This window comes from Nocardia brasiliensis IFM 10847, from assembly GCF_000710915.1.
GTDB classification, from domain to species: domain Bacteria; phylum Actinomycetota; class Actinomycetes; order Mycobacteriales; family Mycobacteriaceae; genus Nocardia; species Nocardia brasiliensis_A.
The window spans coordinates 44,008-64,494 of the sequence record NZ_BAUA01000118.1 but is presented as its reverse complement, the minus strand read 5'-3'; the positions used below and the strand labels follow the sequence as shown (position 1 = coordinate 64,494).

Here is a 20,487-nt window from a genome sequence, read left to right as displayed (position 1 = left end):
CTCATCGAATCGCTCCGCGATGCTGAGCTGAGGGGCCGCGAACCACGCCGCGGCCACGCGGCCGAAAACACCTCCAGTAATCTGTCCCCTCATGGCCCGTCGACTGGATTACTCCGCTCGCTACCCGCTGCACACCACCAAAGAGCTGTATGCGGCGCTGTCGAACCGCGACTATTGGGACGCGCGGATGGCGGAGATGCTGAAGTATTCCCCGGGTAACGAGGTCGCCTCGCTGGAGGGCGGTGACAGCGGGATCGATATCGTGCTGCACCACATTCTGCCGCGCGAGATGCTGCCGGAAATCGCGCAGGCCGTGATGCGCAAGGACATGGTGATCACCCGCAAGGAGAGCTGGGGTCCGTTCGGCGACGAGGAGATCGTCGGCAAGTACTCGGCCAGCATCCCGGCGGGGCCGGGCAGCCTGGGCGGCACCATCCGGCTGTTCCCCACCGACACCGGCTGCACCATGCGGTTCTCCTCGGAGGCGAAGGTGTTCATCCCGATGGTCGGTCCGCGCCTCGAGCAGCTGATGCTGGTGAACCTGGTGGATCTGTTCCGCGCCGAGGCCGAATTCACGGTGCAGTGGCTCGACGAAAATCACCCGACCAGCTGAGCAAACCGGTCGGCACCATCACCCGCGGCACCACCGGGGTGAATCGGCTGCGCCGCAGCGACCGCTGGCTGGTGCACGACGAACTGGTCACCGCCCGGCTGCTGGCGGCCCCCGATCCGCTGGTGGTCGATCTCGGCTACGGGGCGAGCCCGTGGACCACGCTGGAGCTGGCGACGCGGTTGCGTACAGTGCGCGCCGATGTCCGAGTGGTCGGGCTGGAGATCGATCCGGAGCGAGTGGTGCCCGGGCGGGACGGCGTCACCTTCGCCCGCGGCGGGTTCGAATTGGCCGGGCTGCGACCGGTTCTGGTGCGGGCGTTCAATGTGCTGCGGCAGTATCCGGAGGCGGCGGTGCCCGAGGCGTGGGCGACCATCCGGTCCGGTCTGGCACCGGACGGCCTGCTCGTCGACGGCACCTGCGACGAGCTGGGCCGCCGCTGCGCCTGGGTGCTGCTGGACCGCGCCGGGCCGCGCTCGCTCACCCTGGCGTGGGATCCGTTCACCGTCGAGCAGCCGTCCGATATCGCCGAACGCCTGCCGAAAGCGTTGATCCACCGCAATATTCCGGGCGAGCCGATCCACGCTCTGCTCACGGCGGCCGACCGCGCCTGGGCGCACGCCGCGCCCCTGGCACCGTACGGTCCGCGGGTGCGCTGGCGCGCCGCCGCCGAATCGCTACGCCGAGAAGGCTTTCCGATTCGAATCTATCGGCGGCGCATGCGTGACTGCGTGCTCTCGGTCCCGTGGGAAACGGTCGCGCCGAATCCCGGAATCGCCTGACCGACAACGGGTCACCGCGATCGCTACGCCCCGGACAGCGCCCGGTGCACCCGTTCGACCGCTCGGGCTGTCAATTGCGCACTGGCCAAACGTATTTCGTCAGCGGTGCAGCGGCTGATGGCGACGGCGTCGCCGATCACCTCGTCCAGGGCGGTCTGGCCGATATCGCTTTCGGCGAGGTCGAGCACCGTGCGCAGCGGCGTGGTGACCAGGAAGGGCCCCGCGGACTCGATCTCCGCGCCGATCAGCGAGCGGCGCAGCACCACCAGCCGCGGCGTCACCGGCGGCCGGCCTGCCCCCACCGACAGGTGCAGGAACCGGGGCCGCAGCCTGCCGATGCCGTGCAGGTCGGCGGCGCTGTGGTGGGAGACCGCGGCGGCCCCGTCGAACCAGGCCGCCCACATGGCGTATTCGTCGAGCGGACCGGTCGGCCATTCCGCCAGCCGCAGCATGCCGACCCCGGCCCTGGTCACGGTGCCCGCCCCGAGACCGGCCCGGACCTGCGCCTCGCAGCCGGTGCGCAACACCTGCCGGGTGGTGAAGAACCCGGCGTGCCGACCGGCCAATCGCCGCAGCACACGCCAGCCGTGTTCCGCGGATCCGAGAGCGCGGCCCACCGCATCGCCAGCCATGTGCATCAGGCTACGCCCGATTCTTGTGTCAGATGTCACAATCGAAGCCCTCAAAGACCCCTCAGAGACGGCACAGAAATGTGCGGAAGAATCGGCCGCATGAATACCAAGTCTCCGTCCAGCTCGACGATCAACCGGCGGACCCTGCTGATCGCCCTGACCGTGGTGGCGATCCTGCTGGCCACGGTGCTGGTCGGCGGCGAGGCGTACGCCCGGCACACCGTGTCCCGCTGCATCAGTACGCAATTCGAGAAGGAGATGGGGTCGAAGATCGATGTCGGCTTCGGCTTCAAACCGATGCTGATCACCTGGATCGACGGCAAGGTGCCCACTGTGACAGTGGACAGTGACGACACCAAGTTCGGTCCCGCCGTCGGCATGGTGGTGCACGCCGAATTCCACGATGTCGAGGTCGTGGACAACGGGCGCGGCGGCGGCGCCATCGGCAGTTCGTCGGCCGAGGTCACCTGGAGCAACGACGGCATCCGGCAGACGCTGGGCAACCTGGTCAGCGGCGTCCGGTCGACGCCGGGTTCGGACATGCTGTCGCTGGACGTGCTCGGCGGGCTGGCCCAATTGCAGGTGCAGCCGGTGATCAAGAACGGCGTCATCGAGGTGGAGACGATGTCGGCCCAGCTGCTCGGCATGGGCCTGCCGACCGACCTCGTGCAGGGCATCGTCGAGGTGTTCACGCAGAGCCTGCAGAGCTACCCGTACAACATGCGGCCGACCGAGGTGAAGGTCACCGACAACGGCATCGCGGTCAAGCTCGCCGGCACCCGCGCCGAACTGCCCGCCGCGACCGGCGACAGCAACGCCACCTGCGCATGACCGGATGAAAGCGGCCGAGCGTCAACGACTTCTACCCGCTGGGGGCCGAAATCGTCTGGCGCGCGGCCGGCCGTGGTCCGCTCAGGCCGAAAAGCCTGCCAGCACTTCGCGCGATTTCGACAATCCGAGTCGCGTCGCGCCCGCCGCGATCAGCTCCGCCGCGGCCTCGGCGGTGCGGATACCGCCGCTGGCCTTGACGCCGAGCCGCCCGCCGACGGTCGCCGCCATCAGCTCGACGGCGTGCACACTGGCGCCGCCCGCGGGATGAAAGCCGGTGGAGGTCTTCACGAAATCCGCGCCCGCGCGTTCGGCGGCCCGGCACACCTCGACGATCGCGGCGTCCGGCAGCGCGGCCGCCTCGATGATCACCTTCAGCACCGCCCGGTCGCCGATCGCCTCGCGCACCGTGACGATATCGGCGAGGACCGCGTTGTATTCGCCCGCCAGCGCGGCGCCGACATCGATCACCATGTCCACCTCGGCCGCACCCTGATCCACGGCCAGCCGCGCCTCCGCGCCCTTGACCAGCGAATGGTGTTTGCCCGAAGGGAATCCGGCGACGGTGGCCAGCACCAGCCCCGGCGCCCGCACCGGCAGCATCGACGGCGACACGCAGATCGCCAGCACCCCCAGTTCGCGGGCTTCGTCGATCAGCGCGGCGACGTCGGCGGGGGTCGCCCCCGGCGCCAGCAGCGTGTGATCGATCATGGCGGCCACTTCGGCCCTGGTCGGTGACGCGGAACTAGCCATGGCCCGAGAGTCTGGCACACCGGTGGCGAATTCCGTTGCGCGCCTGGCGACACTTCCCGCACACTCGTACTGGTGCCGGATCGACGGTAGTGACGCGGCGGCCGACTGGTTAACGTGTGCGGATGGGGCTCTACTTGGTTCGGGAGGAGACAACACCGTGCTGATCCGTCGCGAACGCGCCGACGACATCGCGGCGATTGCGGCCGTCCATCGCAGTGCGTTCGGACCGCAGGCCGCGGACCGCGACCCGGCTGCACCGCCGGACGCCGAACCGCCCGAGGTCGACCTGGTCGCCCGGCTGCGCAGCGATGCGGGCTGGATACCCACCCTCTCGATGGTCGCGGTGGAGTACGACACCGTGGTCGGTCACGTCTGCCTGACCCGGGCCGCGGTCGGCCCGTTCCCGGCATTGGCACTGGGCCCGATCGGTGTGCTCGCCGAGCACCAGGGCAGCGGGGTCGGCGCGGCGCTGATGCACGCCGTCCTCGGGGCCGCGGACGCGCTCGACGAACCACTGGTCTGTCTGCTCGGCCACCTGGACTACTACCCGCGCTTCGGCTTCGTCCCCGCCGCCCGGCTCGGCATCACCCCCGACGACCCATCCTGGGTCTCGCACTTCCAGGTCCGACCGCTCAGCGCCTACGACTCGCAGATCACCGGCGAATTCCGCTACCCGGAACCCTTCTACGACCTTTGACCGCGCCTTCGGCGGGCGAGATCACCACCTGACGCCACACCACGGAGCGAGCCCGACGAGCGACCGTTCGCGACCCCTCACTGAATCGCTCCGCGATGCTGAAACACGGGGCCGCGAACCACGCCGCGGCCACGCGGCCAATAGCATCAGGGGATGAGTTCCACCCTCCCCACCTCCGATGACCGCCGGTTCGTGCTGACCCTCGGCTGCCCGGACCGCCCGGGCATCATCGCCGGGATCACCTCGTTCATCGCCGGGTTCGGCGGGTCGATCGTGGAGGCGGGGTACCACTCGGATACCGACACCGGCTGGTTCTTCACCCGGCAGGCGATCAAGGCGGCGACGGTGCCGTTCGGGCTCGCGGAGTTGCGGGACCGGTTCGCCGAAGTTGCCGCGCGGCTCGGGCCCGAGACCGAGTGGCAGTTACTCGATTCGGGCGCCCGCCGCCGGGCCGTGCTGCTGGTCAGCAAAGACGGGCACTGCCTGCACGATCTGCTCGGGCGCGCGGTGAGCGGCGAGCTGCCCGCGACGATCGAGGCGGTGATCGGCAACCATCCCGATCTGGCCGGACTGACCGAAGCGCACGGCGTGAAGTTCCATCACGTGCCGTTCCCGAAGGACCCGGCCGAGCGCGGACCGGCGTTCGCGCAAGTGCGCGCGCTGGTCGACGCGTACGATCCGGACGCGGTGGTGCTGGCCCGTTTCATGCAGGTGCTGCCGCCGGAACTGTGCGCGCACTGGGCGGGTAAGGCGATCAACATCCACCACAGCTTCCTGCCGTCCTTCGTCGGCGCCCGTCCGTATCACCAGGCTTTCGCGCGCGGGGTGAAGCTGATCGGCGCCACCTGCCACTACGTCACGGCGGAATTGGACGCGGGCCCGATCATCGAGCAGGACGTCAGCCGCATCGATCACGCCGACGACGTGCGCGACATGGTCCGGCAGGGCCGCGATATCGAACGCGTCGTGCTGGCCCGCGGACTGCGCTGGCACCTGGAGGGACGAGTCCTGGTGCACGGCAAGCGCACCGTCGTCTTCAGCTGACGACGGGGACCGCCGCTCAGCCCGCGAGCTCGACGCGCTGACGCGCGGATTCGAGGATGTGGCGCAGTTCGTCGTTGAACTTCTCGTAGGCCTCGACGTTGCCCAGATGGCCGGTGGACAGCACCACGTACCGCGCCAATGTGCCGGTCTCCCGGACCATTTCGGCGATGCGCTGCGAATGCACCACCGGGGTCAGGTCGTCGAATTCGCCCGCGATCACGGTGGTCGGCACCACCAGGTTGCGCGCGGATTCGCCGACGTCCATGTGCGCGAGCAGTTTGCCGAACTCGGCCCGGACCCAGGCGCGGCAGCCGCGCACGATGTTCATGCCGTAGTCGAGCACGTCGCCCTTGGCCGCGGTGCTCATCACCTGACGCGCGAACAACCAGCGCACCGGCGCGATGGGCGGGAAGACGATCGGCGTGCCGAGGCCGAGGCTGCCGAGCAGGAAGGGCAGCGGCACTTTCAGCTGCAGCAGTCGCATGGGCCGGTTCAGCAGCGGCACCACCGTGGTCTCGAGGACCAGCCGATCGGGCGCGCTGTTGTTCAGCAGCACCGCGAGGGCCTGCTTGGCGACGCGCTCGGGGTAGCGCCCGGCCCACGCCTGCAGGGTCATCCCGCCGAGGCTGTGGCCGACCAGCACGGCCCGCTGGCCGGGCCGCAGGGCCGCGTCGAGCACGTCGGCCAGGTCGTCGGCGAGCAGGTCCATGGTCAGCGGGCTGGAGCCCGATTCGCTCTCGCCGTGACTGCGCAGGTCGAAGGCGATCACCCGGTACTCGCCGGCGAAGGCATTGATCTGGGCGTTCCAATATTCGATGCTGCAGGTCCACCCGTGCACCAGCACGACGACCGGGCGATCGGCGGCGCCGTAGGCGAGCACCCGCAGCCGGGCGCCGTCGCGGGTGACGACGGGGATCTCCTCGTGCGGGACGGTCGGCGGGTTGAACGCCGCGGTCGCGTAGGTACGCGAACGCAGGCTCGCACGGTGCGCGTCGAGCGCCCCCCGAATCTGTCCCGGGAAGTTCGCCAACGCAGACGGCAGCATTGCACGCATCGGACACTCCTTTGTGTTACTGCTCGATACAGTAACTCCGATCCGTGCCGCTTGCTAGTGCAAGCACGCAAAAAGTTATCGATTATTCGCGGCCGGAACTGCTCGACCGGCGAAAATCGCGGCGCTGCCGCGCAGGCTCACCAGCGCGGACCGCGCTGGATCTCGTCCACCTTGGGCCGCACATCGGCCAGGTAGACGCCGGTCGCGATGATCGCGGCGAACGAGAGCAGGCCCAGACCCGCGGGCGAGAGCAGCAACAGCAGTACCGCGACGCCGAGGATGGCCAGCCAGATCGGCTTGGTCAGCTTGTCTACCGCGGTGAACGCGTCGGGCCGCTGCCGCACGGCATGAATCAGCGCAAAGATCGTCGCGCCTAGTGCCGCAAGCCACAGCACGAGCAGGATCATCCCGGTCAATCCGTGCACCATATTCACCTCACCCATCATACGAGCAACGCCCCCGCACCTCAGGGTGTGCGGGGGCGTTGCCTCATCGATCTTCAATCACCTTGCGGCCCTACGGAATCAACCCTCCGTGCGGCAGGCGACGGGGCGTTGTCACGCCTTCTTCGGCGCCGCCTTCTTGGCGGGCGCGACCTTCTTGGCCGGGGCCTTCTTGGCGGCGGGCGCCTTGGCGACCGGCGCGGCGGGCTCCTCGGCGGCGGCCGGGGCGGTCTCGGTGGTCACCGTGACGACCTCGGCGTCGACGACCGGCGCGACGGCCTCGTCCTCGACCTTGGCCGGACGGCCGAGCAAGCCGTTGACCCGGCCCAGCACGTCCTCGGCGCGAGTGACGGCGTCGGTGTAGAGCGGCTTGACGCGCTCGATCTGCTCCTCGACCAGGTGGTTCGTGCGCAGCCGCTCGACCGTCTCCTCACCGCGCACGGCGAGATCGGCGTAAAGGTCGAGCACCTGGTGGTAGTACTTGTCGGCCAGCGCGCGCAGCTCCTCGGGGGTGAACTTCTCGCGCAGCTCGGCGAGGTCCTCCGGCAGCTCCGAGGGCAGTCCAGCCAGGCGCTCGCGCAGGGTCTCGAACTGGGCCTGCACGTCGGCGGGCACGTTGGCGAAGCGCTCGCGCGCCTCCTCGACCCGGGCGGAGACGTCGGTGGCTGCGGCGCGCTCACGCACCTGGGTGACGACATCGGTGACGGCGGTGTAGAGCGCGTCGCCCGCGCCGACGGTGGCGAGCAGCGGCTTGGTCACGGTGGGATTGGTCTTGTCTGTCATGGTGTTTCGTGCTCCTGGCGTGGCGGAGTTTCGGTATTCGTGCGTGGAACGGCGCTGTCCCCTTCCCCCCCGGGCTCGTTCCCTCCGTTTTCCCGGCGAAACGATTCATAGATCTCGAGCAGCACCTGCTTCTGCCGTTCGCTGATCGACGTATCGGCAAGCAGGGCATCGCGAACCGGGCTGTGTGCCCGCTGTTCGAGATAGCCGGCCCGGACGTACAACACCTCCGAAGACACCCGCAGGGCTTTGGCGATCTGCGCGAGTACCTCGGCGGACGGATTGCGCAACCCGCGCTCGATCTGACTGAGGTACGGATTGCTCACTCCCGCAAGGGTGGCGAGCTGGCGCAGCGAGACTTGCGCGGCCTCTCGCTGTGCCCTGATGAAGCCTCCGATGTCATGCGCCGCGTGCACGACGCGCGCCGCTTTTTCTCCGACGCCGGCCGATTGCTCGGCCGCACCTTCGGGGTACTCGGCGGAAACCTCGGGCTGGTCTGCCATCACTCACCTTCTGGCGGTTGTACGGGTTCAATTCTAGGTCAGGGTGCTAACTATTGCAAGCAGTCTGCTAGCACCCTCTCGGCAAACATTCGGCGCGGCTGTCGCTCAGCCGCCGAACATCAGCTGCGAGATCGTGTAGATCGCCAGGCCCGCAAGCGAACCCACGACCGTTCCGTTGATCCGAATGAATTGCAGGTCACGACCGACCTGCAATTCGATCTTCTTACTCGCCTCATCGGCATCCCACCTGGCAACCGTATCGGTGACCAGCGTCGAGATCTCCCCGGCGTAGTTCTCCACGAGATACCTTGCCCCGCGGTCGATCCACCCGTCCACTTTGGCACGCATGTCGGCGTCGTCGCGCAACCGCTCGCCGAGTTGCCGCACATTCTCGCCGACCTTACGCCGCAATGTGCTGTTCGGATCGTCGGCCGATTCCAAGATCAACCGTTTGGCCGCGCGCCAGGTCGCCTCGGCCATTCCGGTGATTTCCTCGCGGCCCATGATCTGCGCCTTGATCCGCTCCGCCTTTTTGATCATGGCGTCGTCGTGCTGGAGATCGTCGGCGAATTCCTCGAGAAAACGATTCGCCGCCAGCCGCACCTCGTGCTCCGGATTCGAGCGCACCTTCCAGGTGAACTCGACCAGTTCCCGATAGATCCGCTCGGACAGCAAGATGTTGACGAACTTCGGCGCCCACTGCGGCGCGTCGCGCAGCACGATCCGATCGATCGTCTCCTGCGAGCCGAGCGCCCACTGGTGCGCGCGCTCGGCGAGCAGATCGAGCAGCGCGAGTTGCCGGTTGTCGGCCAGCAGTTCGGCGAGCACCCGGCCGATCGGCGGACCCCAGAGCGGTTCGGCGATCCGCTTCACGATGGTCTGGTCGATGATCTGTTCCACGTCCTCGTCGCGCAGCACGCCGACCACCGCGCGCAGCAGGGTGGAACTCTCCTGCGCAACCCGGGCGGCGTGCCCGGGATCGGCCATCCAGCGCCCGACCCGCCAGGAGATCTGCGCCGAATTGACCTTCGCCGAAACCACTTCCGGGGAGAGGAAGTTGGTGCCGACGAACGCGCCGAGGCTCTCGCCGAGCTGATCCTTCTTCTTCCGGATGATCGCGGTGTGCGGGATGGGCAGGCCGAGCGGATGCCGGAACAGCGCGGTGACGGCGAACCAGTCGGCCAGCGCGCCGACCATGCCCGCCTCCGACGCGGCCCGTACGTAGCCGACCCAGTCCCCGCCCGAACCGCGCGATTCGAGCCAGCGACAGAACAGATAGATCGCCGTCGCCGTGGCGAGCAGCCCGGTGGCGAGCGCTTTCATCCGCCACAGATCCCGCCGTTTCCCCGCCTCGTCGAGGACGGCGGCGAAGCCGAGAGGCGCGGCCGCGGGCGGCGCCGGGGCCGCCTCCACCACCGCGATGTTGCCGGGAGCTTTCTCCATGTCCTCCATTCTGCTGTGCATACCCGGCACAGCGCCGCAGGCACAGAAGTTGTGCAACCCGTCGCACTGGGACCCAAACGCGCATATCACCGCCTGCCGGGACCTAAGCTTGAGGCGCACGGAGAATCCGACTAACAAGGGAGCCCACGCTGTCCACCGATGACCTTGTCGACGTCGGCGAGATCGCCGACCGACCGGCGGCGGTGCGCACCGGCCGAACGGACGGCCGCAAACGCCGATGGCGCCAGCACAAGATCGATCGCCGCGAGGAGCTCGTCGACGGCACCCTGGCCGCTGTGCGAGCCCGTGGCAGCAACGCGGGGATGGACGAGATCGCCGCCGAGATCGGCGTCTCCAAAACTGTGCTCTACCGCTACTTCTCCGACAAGAACGACCTGGTCCACGCGACCATGCAGCGGTTCATCGAGACCACGCTGATGCCGCGGGTGTACGGCGCGATCAGCCTCGACGCGGACGAGTACCAGCTGGTTCGCTCGGCGCTGGCGGAGTATGTCGGCACGGTGGACGAGGACCCCGAGGTCTATCGCTTCATCATGGGCAACGGCTCGGATCCGTCCTCGCTCGCCGAGTTCGAGAAGCTGTTCGCCGAGGTGGTCGCCGCGGTCATCATCGACCGCGCGTCGGCCAAGGGCATCCAGACCGACGGCGCGATGCTGTGGTCCTACGTGCTGGTCGGCGGCATCCAGCTGGCCACGCACTGGTGGACCACGAACAAGTCGATGTCGCGCGAGGAAGTGATCGACTACCTCACCATGATGACCTGGAGCGCCATCGACGGGATGGCGCGCGCCAACGGTTCGCGGGAGATCTTCAACGCGCAGCCGCATGTGCTGCCTACGCCGGGCGCCGACGCGGAAAACTGATCGCACGTCCGAGTTCCGGGTGCTAGCGGCGTGCCCGAACGAGCGCGGAAGTTCCTGGGCACGGCGCTAGCTGGGGTGCTAGCAAAAGTGTGACACAGGGCTCGACAACGCCGTGCGGTTGGCTACTCTGAACCCGAGCGGTGCGCCGAGTGCGCTGCGTCACCGCCCCGCGCGCCGGCACCAATGGAGGTACCTCGATGGCGAAGCAAGTACCGACCTCGCGGCTTGCTCGTGGCACCAAGCTCGGTGCCGTCGCAGCCAGCTCGGTGATCCGCACGCAACGCGCGCGGCTGTCGATGCGCGGCAGATCCGAGGCGGTGCGCGCGAAGATGGCCGAGGAGTCGATGATTCGCACCACCGAGCAGGTGGTCATGGTGCTCGGCACCATGAAGGGCGTCGCGATGAAGCTCGGGCAGATGATGTCGGTGCTCGATCTCGATCTGGTGCCGGAGGACCATCGCGAGCGCTTCCAGAAACGACTGGCGGTGCTGCGCAACGCGGCGCCGTCGGTGTCCTTCGAATCGATGCGCCAGGTGATCGAGGACGATTTCGGTCAGCCGCTGGACGCGATCTTCGCCGAGTTCGAGGCCGAGCCGATCGCCGCCGCCTCGATCGGCCAGGTCTACCGCGCCCGGTTGCGCGACGGTCGCCAGGTCGCGGTGAAAGTGCAGTACCCCGGGATCGACGCCGCCGTGCGCGCGGACCTGAAGAACCTGGCCATGTTCCGCCGGGTGCTGCAATCGGCGATGCCGTGGGTGACCCCGGCCGTGCTCGACGAGTTGCGGCTCAATATGGAGAGCGAGCTCGACTACCAGGCCGAGGCGAACACCCAGTTGCAGATCGCCGAGCTCTACGCCGGGCATCCGTTCATCGTGGTGCCCCGCTCGATGCCGGAGCTCAGCACCACCCGCGTGCTCGTCAGCGAATACGTGGCGGGCAAGGGCTTCGAGGAGATCCGCCAGCTGCCCGACGCCGAGCGCGACCGGATCGGTGAGATCATCTACCGCTTCTACGTCGGTTCGCTGTTCACCTTCAACGAGTTCTGCGGCGACCCGCACCCGGGCAATGTGCTGCTCGCCGCGGACGGCCGGGTCGGGTTCCTCGACTTCGGGTTGTTCAACCGGATGGACGCCGACCACGTGCAGTTCGAGCTGACCTGTCTGCGCGCGGCCGCGGAGGATCGCGCGGAAGACCTGCGCCAGTTGATGATCGAGCGCGGTGTGATCGATTCGCCGGACGAGATCGGCGCCGAGGAGTGCCTGGAATACGTGCTGGCCGCGTCCGAATGGTGTTTGATCGACGAGGATCTGACGATCACCCCCGAATTGGCCAGCGGCGCTTTCCTGCTCGCGGTCGACCCGCGGGCCAGCGAGTTCGCCGGGATGAAGCAGCAGAACCTGCCGCCGGAGCACCTGTTCTCCCGCCGGGCCGATTTCCTCACCTTCGGCATGCTCGGCCAGCTGGGCTGCACCGCGAATTGGCATCGCATTTCCCGGGAATGGCTCTACAACGAGCCGCCGGTCACCGAACTCGGTCAGGCGCACCATGTCTGGCTGGCCGATCATCCGCCGGTCGCGCCGAAGAAGTCGCGCACCAAGGCCGCCAAGGCCGCCAAGCCCACCAAGGCCGCCCGTCCCCAGGCCTGAACCCGCAGAACGGAAGACAATGGCAGACACTCGAGAATTCGACCTGGTCCTGTTCGGCGCGACCGGCTTCGTCGGCAAGCTCACCGCGCAGTACCTGCTCACCGCCGCACCGGAATCCGCGCGCATCGCGCTCGCCGGTCGCTCGCTGGACAAGCTGACCAAGGTGCGCGACGAACTCGGCCCGCCCGCCGCGGGCTGGGGTCTGGTGGTGGCCGATTCCAGCGATCAGTCCGCGCTCGACGCACTCGCCGCGCAGACCAAGGTCGTCGTCACCACGGTCGGGCCGTACCTGCGCTACGGCCTGCCGCTGGTCGCCGCCTGCGCGAAGGCGGGCACGCACTACGCCGACCTCACCGGCGAGCCGCTGTTCATCCGCGACGCGATCGACCAGTACCACGAGCAGGCCGCGCAGACCGGCGCGAAGATCGTGAATTCCTGTGGCTACGACTCGATTCCGTCGGACCTGAGCGTCTACCAGCTGTACCGGCGCTCGGTCGCGGACAACACCGGTGAGCTGGAGGAGACGACGCTGGTCGCCTGGCTCAAGGGCGGGGTCAGCGGCGGCACCATCGATTCCGGCCGGGCGATGATGGAGGCGATCGCCGCCGACCCGAAGAAGGGGGCCGTGCTGAGCCACCCGTATTCACTCAGCCCCGACAAGTCGATGGACCCCGATGTCGGCCGCCAGACCGACCAGGCCCTCTCGCGCGCCAGCGCCATCGACCCGAGCCTGGACGGCTGGGTGAGCACCTTCGTCATGGCGTCGCACAACACCAAGATCGTCCGCCGCACCAACGGCCTGCTCGGCTGGGTGTACGGCAAGAACTTCCGCTACCGCGAGGTGATGAGCGCGGGCAAGTCGCCCGCGGCGCCGCTGGTCGCGGCCGGCCTGGCGGGCGGCATCGTCGCGGGCATGGCCGCGGGCGCGGTGCTGTCCCGGGTGGCGGTGGGCCGCAAGCTGCTCGACCGCGTGCTGCCCAAGCCCGGTACCGGCCCCAGCGAAAAGGCCAGGGACAGCGGCTGGTTCACCATGAAGACGTTCACCCGCACCTCCTCCGGCGCGAGGTACGTCGCGACCTTCGCCGGCCAGGGCGATCCCGGCTATAAGGCGACCGCGGTGCTGCTCGGGGAGAGCGGGCTGTGCCTGGCCTTCGACACCGCGAACCAGCCGGAACTCGCGGGCATCCTCACCCCGGGCGCGGCCATGGGCGACGCGCTCACCGAGCGCCTGCGCGGCGCGGGCATGACCATCGAGGTCGAAACCGCCTGAGCCGCAGGCCGCACGAAATCTCCTGGGGCGTAAACGGTTGCCCCGTCGGACGAGATACCGGTAAGGGGTCACGGGCGACGGAGTGGAGATCTGGTGCGGTATTCCTGGCTGACGGCCGCCGTAGTTGCGGCGGTGACGATGTCGACGTTCGCCGGGGCGGGGGTCGCGGTCGCCGAACCCGGCTCCGCCCCGGTGGGATTGCAGGCCGACCTCGATCTGCTGATCCGGTCCATCGGTGTGCCCGGCGCCCAGCTGGTGGTGCGCGGCGCCGACGCGAACGCGCAGATCGACAGCGGCGTAGGCGATCTGGCCACCGGCGCGCCGTTCCCGGACAACGCGCAGGTGCGGATCGCCAGCAATACCAAGACCTTCGTGGCGACGGTGGTGTTGCAGCTCGCCGCAGAGGGCAGGGTCGAGCTGGACGCGCCGATCGAGCAGTACCTGCCGGGAGTGGTCAACGGTCCCGGCGGCGACGGGCACCAGATCACCGTGCGAGATCTGTTGCAGCACACCAGTGGGATACCCGACTACCTGGCCTACCTGGATCTGACCTCGGTCGACCGATTGCAGCGTCCGCGACCGGCCGCGGAGCTGATCCGGCTCGGTCTCGATCAGCCCGCGGTCTTCGCCCCGCGCACCAGTTCCGGCTATTCCAATACGGATTTCCTGCTGGCGGGCGAGTTGATCGAACGCGTCATGGGGGTACCGGTGGGGGTCGAGGTCACCCGGCGGATCATCATCCCGCTCGGCCTGCGCGACACCTACTGGCCATTGTTCCCGCTGGAGCACGTGATTCGCGCGCCGCATCCGCGCGGATACCACGCCTTCGACGGCGCGCTGGTGGACATCACCGATATCGATCCGGGCTGGGGACTGGCCGACGGCGCGATGGTCGCCACCGGCGCCGACCTCGGCCGGTTCTTCATGGCCCTGCTGTCCGGCGAACTGTTGCCGCCCGCGCAGCTGGCGCAGATGCAGCGCACCGTGCCCTCCGGCGACCCGCTCCGCGACGCCGATTTCGGTCTCGGGCTGTTCCGCCGGATCAACGCCTGCGGGATGGAGATCTGGAGCCACGGCGGCGCGATGAACGGCTTCTTGGTCGTCAACGCCGCCACGCCGACCCGCGCCGTCACGCTCAGCATGAACCTGCTGCCCGATCCGCTCACCACCGTGATGTATCAGGCGGCGATGAACAGCGTGCTCGACGCGGCCTTCTGCGCGGGCTGAACCCGGACGATCACCTACCCCGGCCCCGACTGCGAAAGGGCAGCCAGGTCAACGACACTCAGGAAGCACTGCCGGTGGGCGGACGCTGCCGTCGCGCTTCGCAGGCGGCGTGATCGGCATCCGGCTTGTCCTCCCCGGAACGGGCGCAGCCCTGTGCGGTGTATCCCCAGCGGTCATAACCCCACCGGTCGAATCCGTTGTGGTTGTAGCCGGATCGGTCGTAACCCCACCGGTCATAACCTGAACGGTCGAAGCCGGAACGGTCGAAGCCCTCGTCGTTGAAACCGTCGCGGCCGTAGCCGGACCGGTCGTTACCCCAGCGGTCCAGCCCGGAGCGGTCGAATCCGTCGCGGTCGTAACCGAATCGGTCATACCCGAACCGGTCGTAACCGGAGGAGTCGTAGCCGTCGGGACCGTACGGATCGGCCGGCGGCTTGGGCGCCGTGGTGGGCGGCGGGGTCGTCGGTGCGGGCGAGTTGGTCGGCGGGGGTGTCACCGGCGGGGCCGGGGTGACCGGCGCGGCGGTGGTGGGCGCAGCGGGCGCGGTCGTGTCCGGGGCCGCGAAGGCCGCCACCGGCGCGAGGGCCGAGGCTCCGATGACAACTGTCAGCAGGACCAGTCGCCGGAACTTGCGGCTACTTCTTCCCGGATTCACCATGTTCGACCTCCATTTCGAGCACAGGCGCGCATACCGCACCCCCGCTCCCCTATCGGCCGAACGCTCGAATTCGATACATACCAGTTACTTTCACGCCGTTGCCTCAGCCTATATCCCTTTGCTCTCATTCGGTGAGCGCTGCGGGACCGGCCTCAGCGCACCGGCGGGAAGGTGTCGGAGATCTGGGCGACCAGCCGCCACGGACGGTCGGTGTCGGTGGTCGCCTTGCCGCTGGTGAGCACGGCCCCGGCGAGCCCACGTGCCGGGTCGGCCCAGCCGTACTGGGTGGTGAGGCCGCTGCGGCCGAAGTGCGCGCGGGTGTCGCGGCCGAACTTCGATCTGCGACCGCCCAGTTCGTACCCGGCCCGGCTGACGCGGCCGGCGAGACCGGGCAGCCATTTCGCCGGTTGTACCGCGGCGCGCACGGTCTCGGGCCGCATGATCCGGATCCCGTCCAATTCGCCGCCGCGCGCGAGGATTTCGTAGAAGCGCGACAGCTCGGCCGCCGTGGTGACCAGGTTGCCGGAGGGCAGCTCCGCGGTGAGCAGCGCCCGCGTGCCCGCATCGGAGACCGCTTTGCCCATGCCGCCGCCGAGGGCCTTGCGCGCCAGGAACTTCGACACCCGCGAAGGTCCGGGACCGGTCTGCACGCTCGGCACGACCTGGTCGACCTCGGCGGCGTCGACGCCGAAATTGGTCCACCGGAACCCGAGCGGGTCCAGCACCTGCTCGGCCAGGTGCTCGCGCATCCGTTTGCCGGTCGCCCGCTGCACGAGCAACCGCTGGATGAGCCCGCCGGTCATCGCGTGATAGATCCGGAAGCGGCCGGTCGGCCAACTGGGCACCAGATCGGTCAGCGCGCGCACCGCCAGATCTTCGTCGACGATGAGCTGAAAACCCTTGTAGGGCGGGGTGATGAACGGCACGCCCGCCGAATGCGACAGCACGTCACCGATGGTGATCCGATCCTTGCCGTTGGCCGCGAACTCCGGAATGTAGGCGCATACCGGCTCGTCCAGGCCGAACGCGCCCTGTTCGGCGAGCATGCACATCACCGCGGCCGCGACCCCCTTCGCGGTCGAGAACCCGCAGAACGGGCTGTCCGGCGTGGCGAGCACCTGCACCGCGTCGGGCGCGTCGCCCGGCGCGTTCCCCCAGCCGTGCCCGATGGCGCGGTTCAGCACGATCTTGCCGTCGCGCCGCAGGCAGAGCTGGATGGCCGGGGTGGTGCCCATCCGGTACCAGTCGCGCACGGACTCCCACACCGCGTCGACCGCCGCGCGGGTCGAGCCCGCCGCGGCGGGGTCGTCCTCACGCCCCACCGTCGTCACCGAGTCCAGATCCTCGGCGACCGTCACCAAAGTGCCCGCCAGCGCGCCCATCCAGCCAGCATACGGACCTGTCACGGGCCGGCCGCGACGCTGCGCGCACCGCCGCCGGCCGGCAATCGTGCCCCTGGTCACAGCCGCCGAAGGCGCGCCCGCCGCGCCTTACCGACCGGTAGAGTGCCCATCCAATACCGCGGCAGGCAGTGGACCGAACAGAGGGGGTTCCCACATGGCGGTACCGGATACCGGGCAGGGAACGGCACGGCTGCTGTACGCGGCGGCCACCGGCGGCACGGGCAAGCCCTTCGAGTTGGACGCCGAGGTTGCCGAAAACCTCGCTGCCGCATGCGACAAGCTCGTCGAGGACCTACGCCGCGCCATGACCACCGGCCATCTGGTGACCGAAGTGACGGGCTTCCCGAACCTGCCCACCGGCCACGGCCTCACCCGCGGCTTCCGCGACAAGGGCAGGCAGTACCTGGACACGCTCGCGGCCTTTCAGGAGACGGCGCTGCTGTTCAAGGCCGCGTATCTGGCCGCGGGCAAACGCTTCGCCGACGCGGAGGCGGCGCACCGTGCCGCGCTCGCGGTGGTCACCGCGCATCTGGAATCGCGATGAGAGCAGCAGGGAACTGAAGCGATGGCAGACTCCGCAGCCCGGGCCGTCGCCGCGCTCATCCGCCAGGAGCTCGCCGGGTTACGCACCGGCGCAACCGATCCCGCGTACGCGGCGGATCGGGAGTTGTTCGGTTCCTATACCCACCAGGAGATCTGGGAGCTGGCCCGCGAGCCGCTGAACCCGGCCGCGCTCGGCCAGGTCGCCGCGGCCTGGCTGGCGAACGCCGGCGCGTTGGCCGAGGCGTTCCAGGCCTTCTCCGATGCCGCCAACCGCGAATTCGCCCGCTGGTCGGGCCAGACCGCCGACGCCGCGCTGCGCGCCACCCGGGAGTTCGTCCGCACCGGGATCGAGGCACAGGACGTCTGCCGTGCGGTGGCGCGGCTGATGGAACTGAACGCTGATGCCGCGCAGACCATTCGGAGCGCGATCCCGCCGCCCGAACCGTATCGGCCGCTGGACGATCCGGCCGCCGAGGCCGTCTACGGCGGCAAGCGGCGGATGGCGCACGACAGCGCCGCCGCCGATGTCGAGGCCGATGTCCGGGACACGATGACCTACGTCTACGCGCCGACCATGCCCGCCTCCGGCGACTGCGTGCCCCAATTCCTCGCCCCGCCCGACGGACCGCGACCGGCCGGCGACGGGGGCGGCGCGCGGTGAAATGGGTGCTGACCCCGGACGAGTTCTCGCATGTCTGGGAAAACGAGACGGGTCTGGATCGCAGGCCGTATCCGGTCAACATGGTGCCCGCGGCCACCGTGCGCACCGAATCCGAGTACGCCGCACTGCGTCTGCCGCAGCGCTTCGCCCGGCAGGCCGACCCGGACCTGGCCGCCGCGCTCATGCTGTGCGGCCGCACCGACGCCACCACCCTCACCCTGTCCGGGGAACGGAACACCCCGCCGCGCAACGGTTCCGGCGCCGATACCGAACGCATCCTGGCCTTCGCCGCGGTGGTGCACAATCACGCGGGCATCCTGGTCGCCACCCCGGAGAAGGTCACGGTGCTGATGTGCCACGCCCGTGCGGTGGGCGAGCGTCTGGTGCAGATCATCGGCCCGGCCCGCGCGGGGAAACTCGGCACCATGCGCGAGCCCCAGGACGCGGTGCTCGGCCAGGAACGCACCGAACCGTTCGGCGCCAACGGACAGCGTGGCGCCGCCCGCTTCCGGCACACGCTGCGCAAGCCGGTCGACGGGCGGGGCTTCCTGACCGTCACCGTCGAACCCGACAATCCGATGTCGCCGCCCACCCGCCATCGCACCTGGCTCGATTTCACCGGCGACGGCCGCTACCTGCTGACCACCTCGCAGGACCTCATCCTCACTCCGGTCTCGGACGAGGATTTCGCCGCGCAACTCGTCGCGCTCGCCCATATCCGGGGGTGACACGCTGCGCCGTCGCACCGACCCGCGCGGCGCGCACCTGGTTAGCTGTAGTGCATGGCTAAGAAGGGCTGGTCCGTTCCGGCTACCGAAGCGCTGCAGGCCGACGGCTTACAGATCGCCGAGCTGGACACCTCCGCGACACCGGGCTTCGCCGGTGACAAGGCAGCGGGGCTGGACCTGCTGGCCGAACGCACCACGGTGCTGTCCGCGCTGCAGGAACGGCTCTATGCCAACGGGCGCTCCGGCGACCTGCGCAGTGTGCTGCTGGTGCTGCAGGGCATGGACACCGCGGGCAAGGGCGGCATCGTCCGGCACGTGATCGGTTCGGTCGATCCGCAGGGTGTGGACCACCACGCGTTCGGCGTGCCGACCGAGGAGGAGAAGCGCCACCACTACCTGTGGCGGATCCGCAACGCGCTGCCGCGCGGCGGCCAGCTCGGCGTGTTCGATCGCTCGCACTACGAGGACGTGCTGGTGGTCCGGGTGCACAACCTGGTGTCGAAAAAGGAATGGGAACCGCGCTACGACGAGATCAACGCCTTCGAGCGGGAACTCGTCGACGAGGGCACCACGGTGGTCAAGGTGGCGATGTTCGTCTCGCTGGACGAGCAGAAGAAGCGGCTGCGCGAACGGCTGGACCGGCCGGACAAGTACTGGAAGTTCAACCCCTCCGATATCGATGAGCGCGGCTACTGGCCCGCCTATCAGGAGGCGTACCAGGCGATGCTGGATCGCACGTCCACCGAGTACGCGCCGTGGCACGTGGTGCCCGCCGATCGCAAGTGGTTCTCCCGGCTCGCCGTCACCGAACTGCTCATCGACGCCCTGGAGCGGCTCGACCTCGAGTGGCCCGCCGCGCAGTTCGACGTCGAGGAGCAGAAGCGGCGACTCGACAAAGCCTGAGCACTAGATGAGCGGGCGAACCTGTTCGGCGACAAAGCGAACGAAGCCTTCGGGATCCGGCTCGTCTCCGGTCGGCTGGATCACCACGGTGTCGGCGCCCGCCTCGGCCAGCGCGCGGACCGCGTCCGCGACCGCCTGCGCGTCACCGGCGACACCGGCCAGCGGCGGTGTCGTGGTGGCTTGGACGTGCGCGAGCCGCGCCGCCGCGTCCGGGCCGGTCACCGCGAGCAGGTTCGCCACCACCACATGCCGGTCGGTGCGGCCCGCCGCGGCCCGGCCTTCGTCGATCAACGCCCGAGCGGCCCGCACGCTGTCCGGGCCCGCGATCGAATCCAGCAGCGTCCCATCGGCATGCGACCCGCACAGCCGGATCGAGCGCGGCCCCCTGGCTCCCGCGTAGATGCGCGGCGGCGCCAGTGGCGGCCAGTCCAGGGCCACATCCTCGAGCTGCACATAACGTCCCGAGGTGGTGACCCGCTGGCCCGCGAGCAGGGCGCGCAACGCGTCCAGGTACTCGGCCAGCAACGTCACCGGCGACTCGACCCGCGCGCCCACCTGACCCATCCAGTCCAGCACGCCGTGCCCGACGCCGAGCAGTACCCGCTCGGGGAACAACCGGTGCAGCGTCGCGGCTTCCATCGCGGTCAACGCCACATTGCGCAGCGGCACCGGCAGCAGCCCGATGCCGATGTGCAGTCGCTCGGTCCACGCGAGAGCGGCCGCCGCACTGGCGATACCGCTCTCGAAGAAACAGTCCTCCCACAGCCACAGTTGTGCCAGCCCCGATTCCTCGGCGACCCGGGTGACGGCACGCAGCCGTTCCGGCGGATTTTGCGGACGAAACACAGCACCGAGAGCAGTCATCCCACCATTCTCGACCGGAACTCCCGAATACCCACACGGATTTTTCGGCGTCGCCAGTGCCCGATATTTCGGAATCTCTCAGGTTCGTTCACGATGATGTGGGCCGTGGCCCGACCACACGGGGACGAGTT

At 68.9% G+C, this 20,487-nt stretch carries 23 protein-coding genes; 13 read left to right on the top strand and 10 right to left on the bottom strand.

All coding sequences use genetic code 11. The features are described from left to right. Nucleotides 1–91 precede the first annotated feature (91 nt). Entirely contained in the window at nucleotides 92–613 is a 522-nt protein-coding gene (locus NBRGI_RS25505; protein WP_029899745.1) for a DUF2505 domain-containing protein, read from the top strand. Beyond that, nucleotides 583–1,392 carry a class I SAM-dependent methyltransferase gene (locus NBRGI_RS25500; RefSeq protein ID WP_235211096.1) on the top strand — a complete coding sequence of 270 codons (810 nt, stop codon included), beginning with the start codon at nucleotides 583–585 and terminating at the stop codon, nucleotides 1,390–1,392. The genes NBRGI_RS25505 and NBRGI_RS25500 overlap by 31 nt, the downstream gene beginning before the upstream one ends. A 23-nt stretch (nucleotides 1,393–1,415) precedes the next feature. Here NBRGI_RS25500 and NBRGI_RS25495 read toward each other — a convergent pair whose 3' ends face one another. Beyond that, on the bottom strand, nucleotides 1,416–2,024 hold the full coding sequence (locus NBRGI_RS25495; RefSeq protein WP_036560766.1) for a hypothetical protein: 609 nt from the start codon (nucleotides 2,022–2,024) through the stop codon (nucleotides 1,416–1,418). Between the two features lie 99 nt (nucleotides 2,025–2,123). Between NBRGI_RS25495 and NBRGI_RS25490 the strand changes: the two genes are divergently transcribed. Beyond that, nucleotides 2,124–2,855, top strand: a complete 732-nt coding sequence (locus NBRGI_RS25490; protein WP_029899742.1) for an LmeA family phospholipid-binding protein — start codon at nucleotides 2,124–2,126, stop codon at nucleotides 2,853–2,855. Nucleotides 2,856–2,936: 81 nt separating this feature from the next. Here the strand turns inward: NBRGI_RS25490 and deoC are convergent, their stop codons facing one another. Next, nucleotides 2,937–3,605, bottom strand: coding sequence for a deoxyribose-phosphate aldolase (gene deoC / locus NBRGI_RS25485; protein ID WP_029899741.1), 669 nt, complete (start codon nucleotides 3,603–3,605; stop codon nucleotides 2,937–2,939). Between the two features lie 157 nt (nucleotides 3,606–3,762). Between deoC and NBRGI_RS25480 the strand changes: the two genes are divergently transcribed. Together NBRGI_RS25480 and purU are read left to right on the top strand one after the other, a co-directional pair. Further along, nucleotides 3,763–4,302 (top strand): GNAT family N-acetyltransferase, encoded by a 540-nt coding sequence (locus NBRGI_RS25480; protein WP_029899740.1) that lies wholly within the window; start codon nucleotides 3,763–3,765, stop codon nucleotides 4,300–4,302. A 153-nt stretch (nucleotides 4,303–4,455) separates the two neighbouring features. Beyond that, complete coding sequence (purU, locus tag NBRGI_RS25475; protein ID WP_029899739.1) at nucleotides 4,456–5,346, top strand: formyltetrahydrofolate deformylase; 891 nt, start codon at nucleotides 4,456–4,458, stop codon at nucleotides 5,344–5,346. A 16-nt stretch (nucleotides 5,347–5,362) separates the two neighbouring features. Here purU and NBRGI_RS25470 read toward each other — a convergent pair whose 3' ends face one another. The 5 genes from NBRGI_RS25470 to NBRGI_RS25450 all read right to left on the bottom strand — a co-directional run bounded on the left by NBRGI_RS25470 (nucleotide 5,363) and on the right by NBRGI_RS25450 (nucleotide 9,569). Next, complete coding sequence (locus tag NBRGI_RS25470) at nucleotides 5,363–6,400, bottom strand: alpha/beta fold hydrolase (RefSeq protein ID WP_029899738.1); 1,038 nt, start codon at nucleotides 6,398–6,400, stop codon at nucleotides 5,363–5,365. A gap of 137 nt (nucleotides 6,401–6,537) precedes the next feature. Beyond that, nucleotides 6,538–6,828 carry a DUF2516 family protein gene (locus NBRGI_RS25465; RefSeq protein ID WP_029899737.1) on the bottom strand — a complete coding sequence of 97 codons (291 nt, stop codon included), beginning with the start codon at nucleotides 6,826–6,828 and terminating at the stop codon, nucleotides 6,538–6,540. A gap of 129 nt (nucleotides 6,829–6,957) precedes the next feature. Beyond that, entirely contained in the window at nucleotides 6,958–7,626 is a 669-nt protein-coding gene (locus NBRGI_RS25460) for a heparin-binding hemagglutinin (RefSeq protein WP_029899736.1), read from the bottom strand. Further along, complete coding sequence (locus NBRGI_RS25455) at nucleotides 7,623–8,126, bottom strand: helix-turn-helix domain-containing protein (RefSeq protein ID WP_014988604.1); 504 nt, start codon at nucleotides 8,124–8,126, stop codon at nucleotides 7,623–7,625. The genes NBRGI_RS25460 and NBRGI_RS25455 overlap by 4 nt, the downstream gene beginning before the upstream one ends. A gap of 105 nt (nucleotides 8,127–8,231) precedes the next feature. Beyond that, nucleotides 8,232–9,569 carry a DUF445 domain-containing protein gene (locus NBRGI_RS25450; RefSeq protein ID WP_088607282.1) on the bottom strand — a complete coding sequence of 446 codons (1,338 nt, stop codon included), beginning with the start codon at nucleotides 9,567–9,569 and terminating at the stop codon, nucleotides 8,232–8,234. 203 nt (nucleotides 9,570–9,772) lie between these two features. Here NBRGI_RS25450 and NBRGI_RS25445 point away from each other — a divergent pair, with 203 nt between their 5' ends. The 4 genes from NBRGI_RS25445 (at nucleotide 9,773) to NBRGI_RS25430 (ending at nucleotide 14,596) form a co-directional block, all read left to right on the top strand. Beyond that, nucleotides 9,773–10,453, top strand: a complete 681-nt coding sequence (locus NBRGI_RS25445) for a TetR/AcrR family transcriptional regulator (protein WP_148310950.1) — start codon at nucleotides 9,773–9,775, stop codon at nucleotides 10,451–10,453. Between the two features lie 197 nt (nucleotides 10,454–10,650). After that, on the top strand, nucleotides 10,651–12,099 hold the full coding sequence (locus NBRGI_RS25440) for an ABC1 kinase family protein (protein WP_029899733.1): 1,449 nt from the start codon (nucleotides 10,651–10,653) through the stop codon (nucleotides 12,097–12,099). A 19-nt stretch (nucleotides 12,100–12,118) separates the two neighbouring features. Next, nucleotides 12,119–13,369 (top strand): saccharopine dehydrogenase family protein, encoded by a 1,251-nt coding sequence (locus tag NBRGI_RS25435; protein ID WP_029899732.1) that lies wholly within the window; start codon nucleotides 12,119–12,121, stop codon nucleotides 13,367–13,369. A gap of 93 nt (nucleotides 13,370–13,462) precedes the next feature. Next, nucleotides 13,463–14,596 carry a serine hydrolase domain-containing protein gene (locus tag NBRGI_RS25430; RefSeq protein WP_051728026.1) on the top strand — a complete coding sequence of 378 codons (1,134 nt, stop codon included), beginning with the start codon at nucleotides 13,463–13,465 and terminating at the stop codon, nucleotides 14,594–14,596. Nucleotides 14,597–14,654: 58 nt separating this feature from the next. On the opposite strand, the gene NBRGI_RS45455 is transcribed toward NBRGI_RS25430, so the two are convergent. Both NBRGI_RS45455 and NBRGI_RS25420 read right to left on the bottom strand, forming a co-directional pair. Continuing rightward, the gene (locus NBRGI_RS45455; RefSeq protein WP_029899730.1) at nucleotides 14,655–15,254 is read right to left on the bottom strand and encodes a hypothetical protein; all 600 of its coding nucleotides are present in this window, start codon (nucleotides 15,252–15,254) and stop codon (nucleotides 14,655–14,657) included. A 152-nt stretch (nucleotides 15,255–15,406) separates the two neighbouring features. After that, the gene (locus NBRGI_RS25420; RefSeq protein ID WP_029899729.1) at nucleotides 15,407–16,636 is read right to left on the bottom strand and encodes a serine hydrolase; all 1,230 of its coding nucleotides are present in this window, start codon (nucleotides 16,634–16,636) and stop codon (nucleotides 15,407–15,409) included. Between the two features lie 175 nt (nucleotides 16,637–16,811). Here NBRGI_RS25420 and NBRGI_RS25415 point away from each other — a divergent pair, with 175 nt between their 5' ends. Genes NBRGI_RS25415 through NBRGI_RS25400 form a run of 4 tightly spaced genes read left to right on the top strand, consistent with a single transcriptional unit; the run spans nucleotide 16,812 to nucleotide 19,492 of the window. Further along, on the top strand, nucleotides 16,812–17,201 hold the full coding sequence (locus tag NBRGI_RS25415; protein WP_029899728.1) for a hypothetical protein: 390 nt from the start codon (nucleotides 16,812–16,814) through the stop codon (nucleotides 17,199–17,201). 21 nt (nucleotides 17,202–17,222) lie between these two features. Beyond that, nucleotides 17,223–17,861, top strand: coding sequence for a hypothetical protein (locus NBRGI_RS25410; protein ID WP_029899727.1), 639 nt, complete (start codon nucleotides 17,223–17,225; stop codon nucleotides 17,859–17,861). Further along, nucleotides 17,858–18,589 carry an ESX secretion-associated protein EspG gene (locus NBRGI_RS25405; RefSeq protein WP_029899726.1) on the top strand — a complete coding sequence of 244 codons (732 nt, stop codon included), beginning with the start codon at nucleotides 17,858–17,860 and terminating at the stop codon, nucleotides 18,587–18,589. Before NBRGI_RS25410 ends, NBRGI_RS25405 begins: the two co-directional genes overlap by 4 nt. A 54-nt stretch (nucleotides 18,590–18,643) precedes the next feature. Continuing rightward, nucleotides 18,644–19,492 carry a polyphosphate kinase 2 family protein gene (locus NBRGI_RS25400; protein WP_029899725.1) on the top strand — a complete coding sequence of 283 codons (849 nt, stop codon included), beginning with the start codon at nucleotides 18,644–18,646 and terminating at the stop codon, nucleotides 19,490–19,492. Nucleotides 19,493–19,495: 3 nt separating this feature from the next. Here the strand turns inward: NBRGI_RS25400 and NBRGI_RS25395 are convergent, their stop codons facing one another. Then, the gene (locus NBRGI_RS25395) at nucleotides 19,496–20,338 is read right to left on the bottom strand and encodes an LLM class flavin-dependent oxidoreductase (protein ID WP_235211095.1); all 843 of its coding nucleotides are present in this window, start codon (nucleotides 20,336–20,338) and stop codon (nucleotides 19,496–19,498) included. Nucleotides 20,339–20,487 lie beyond the last annotated feature (149 nt).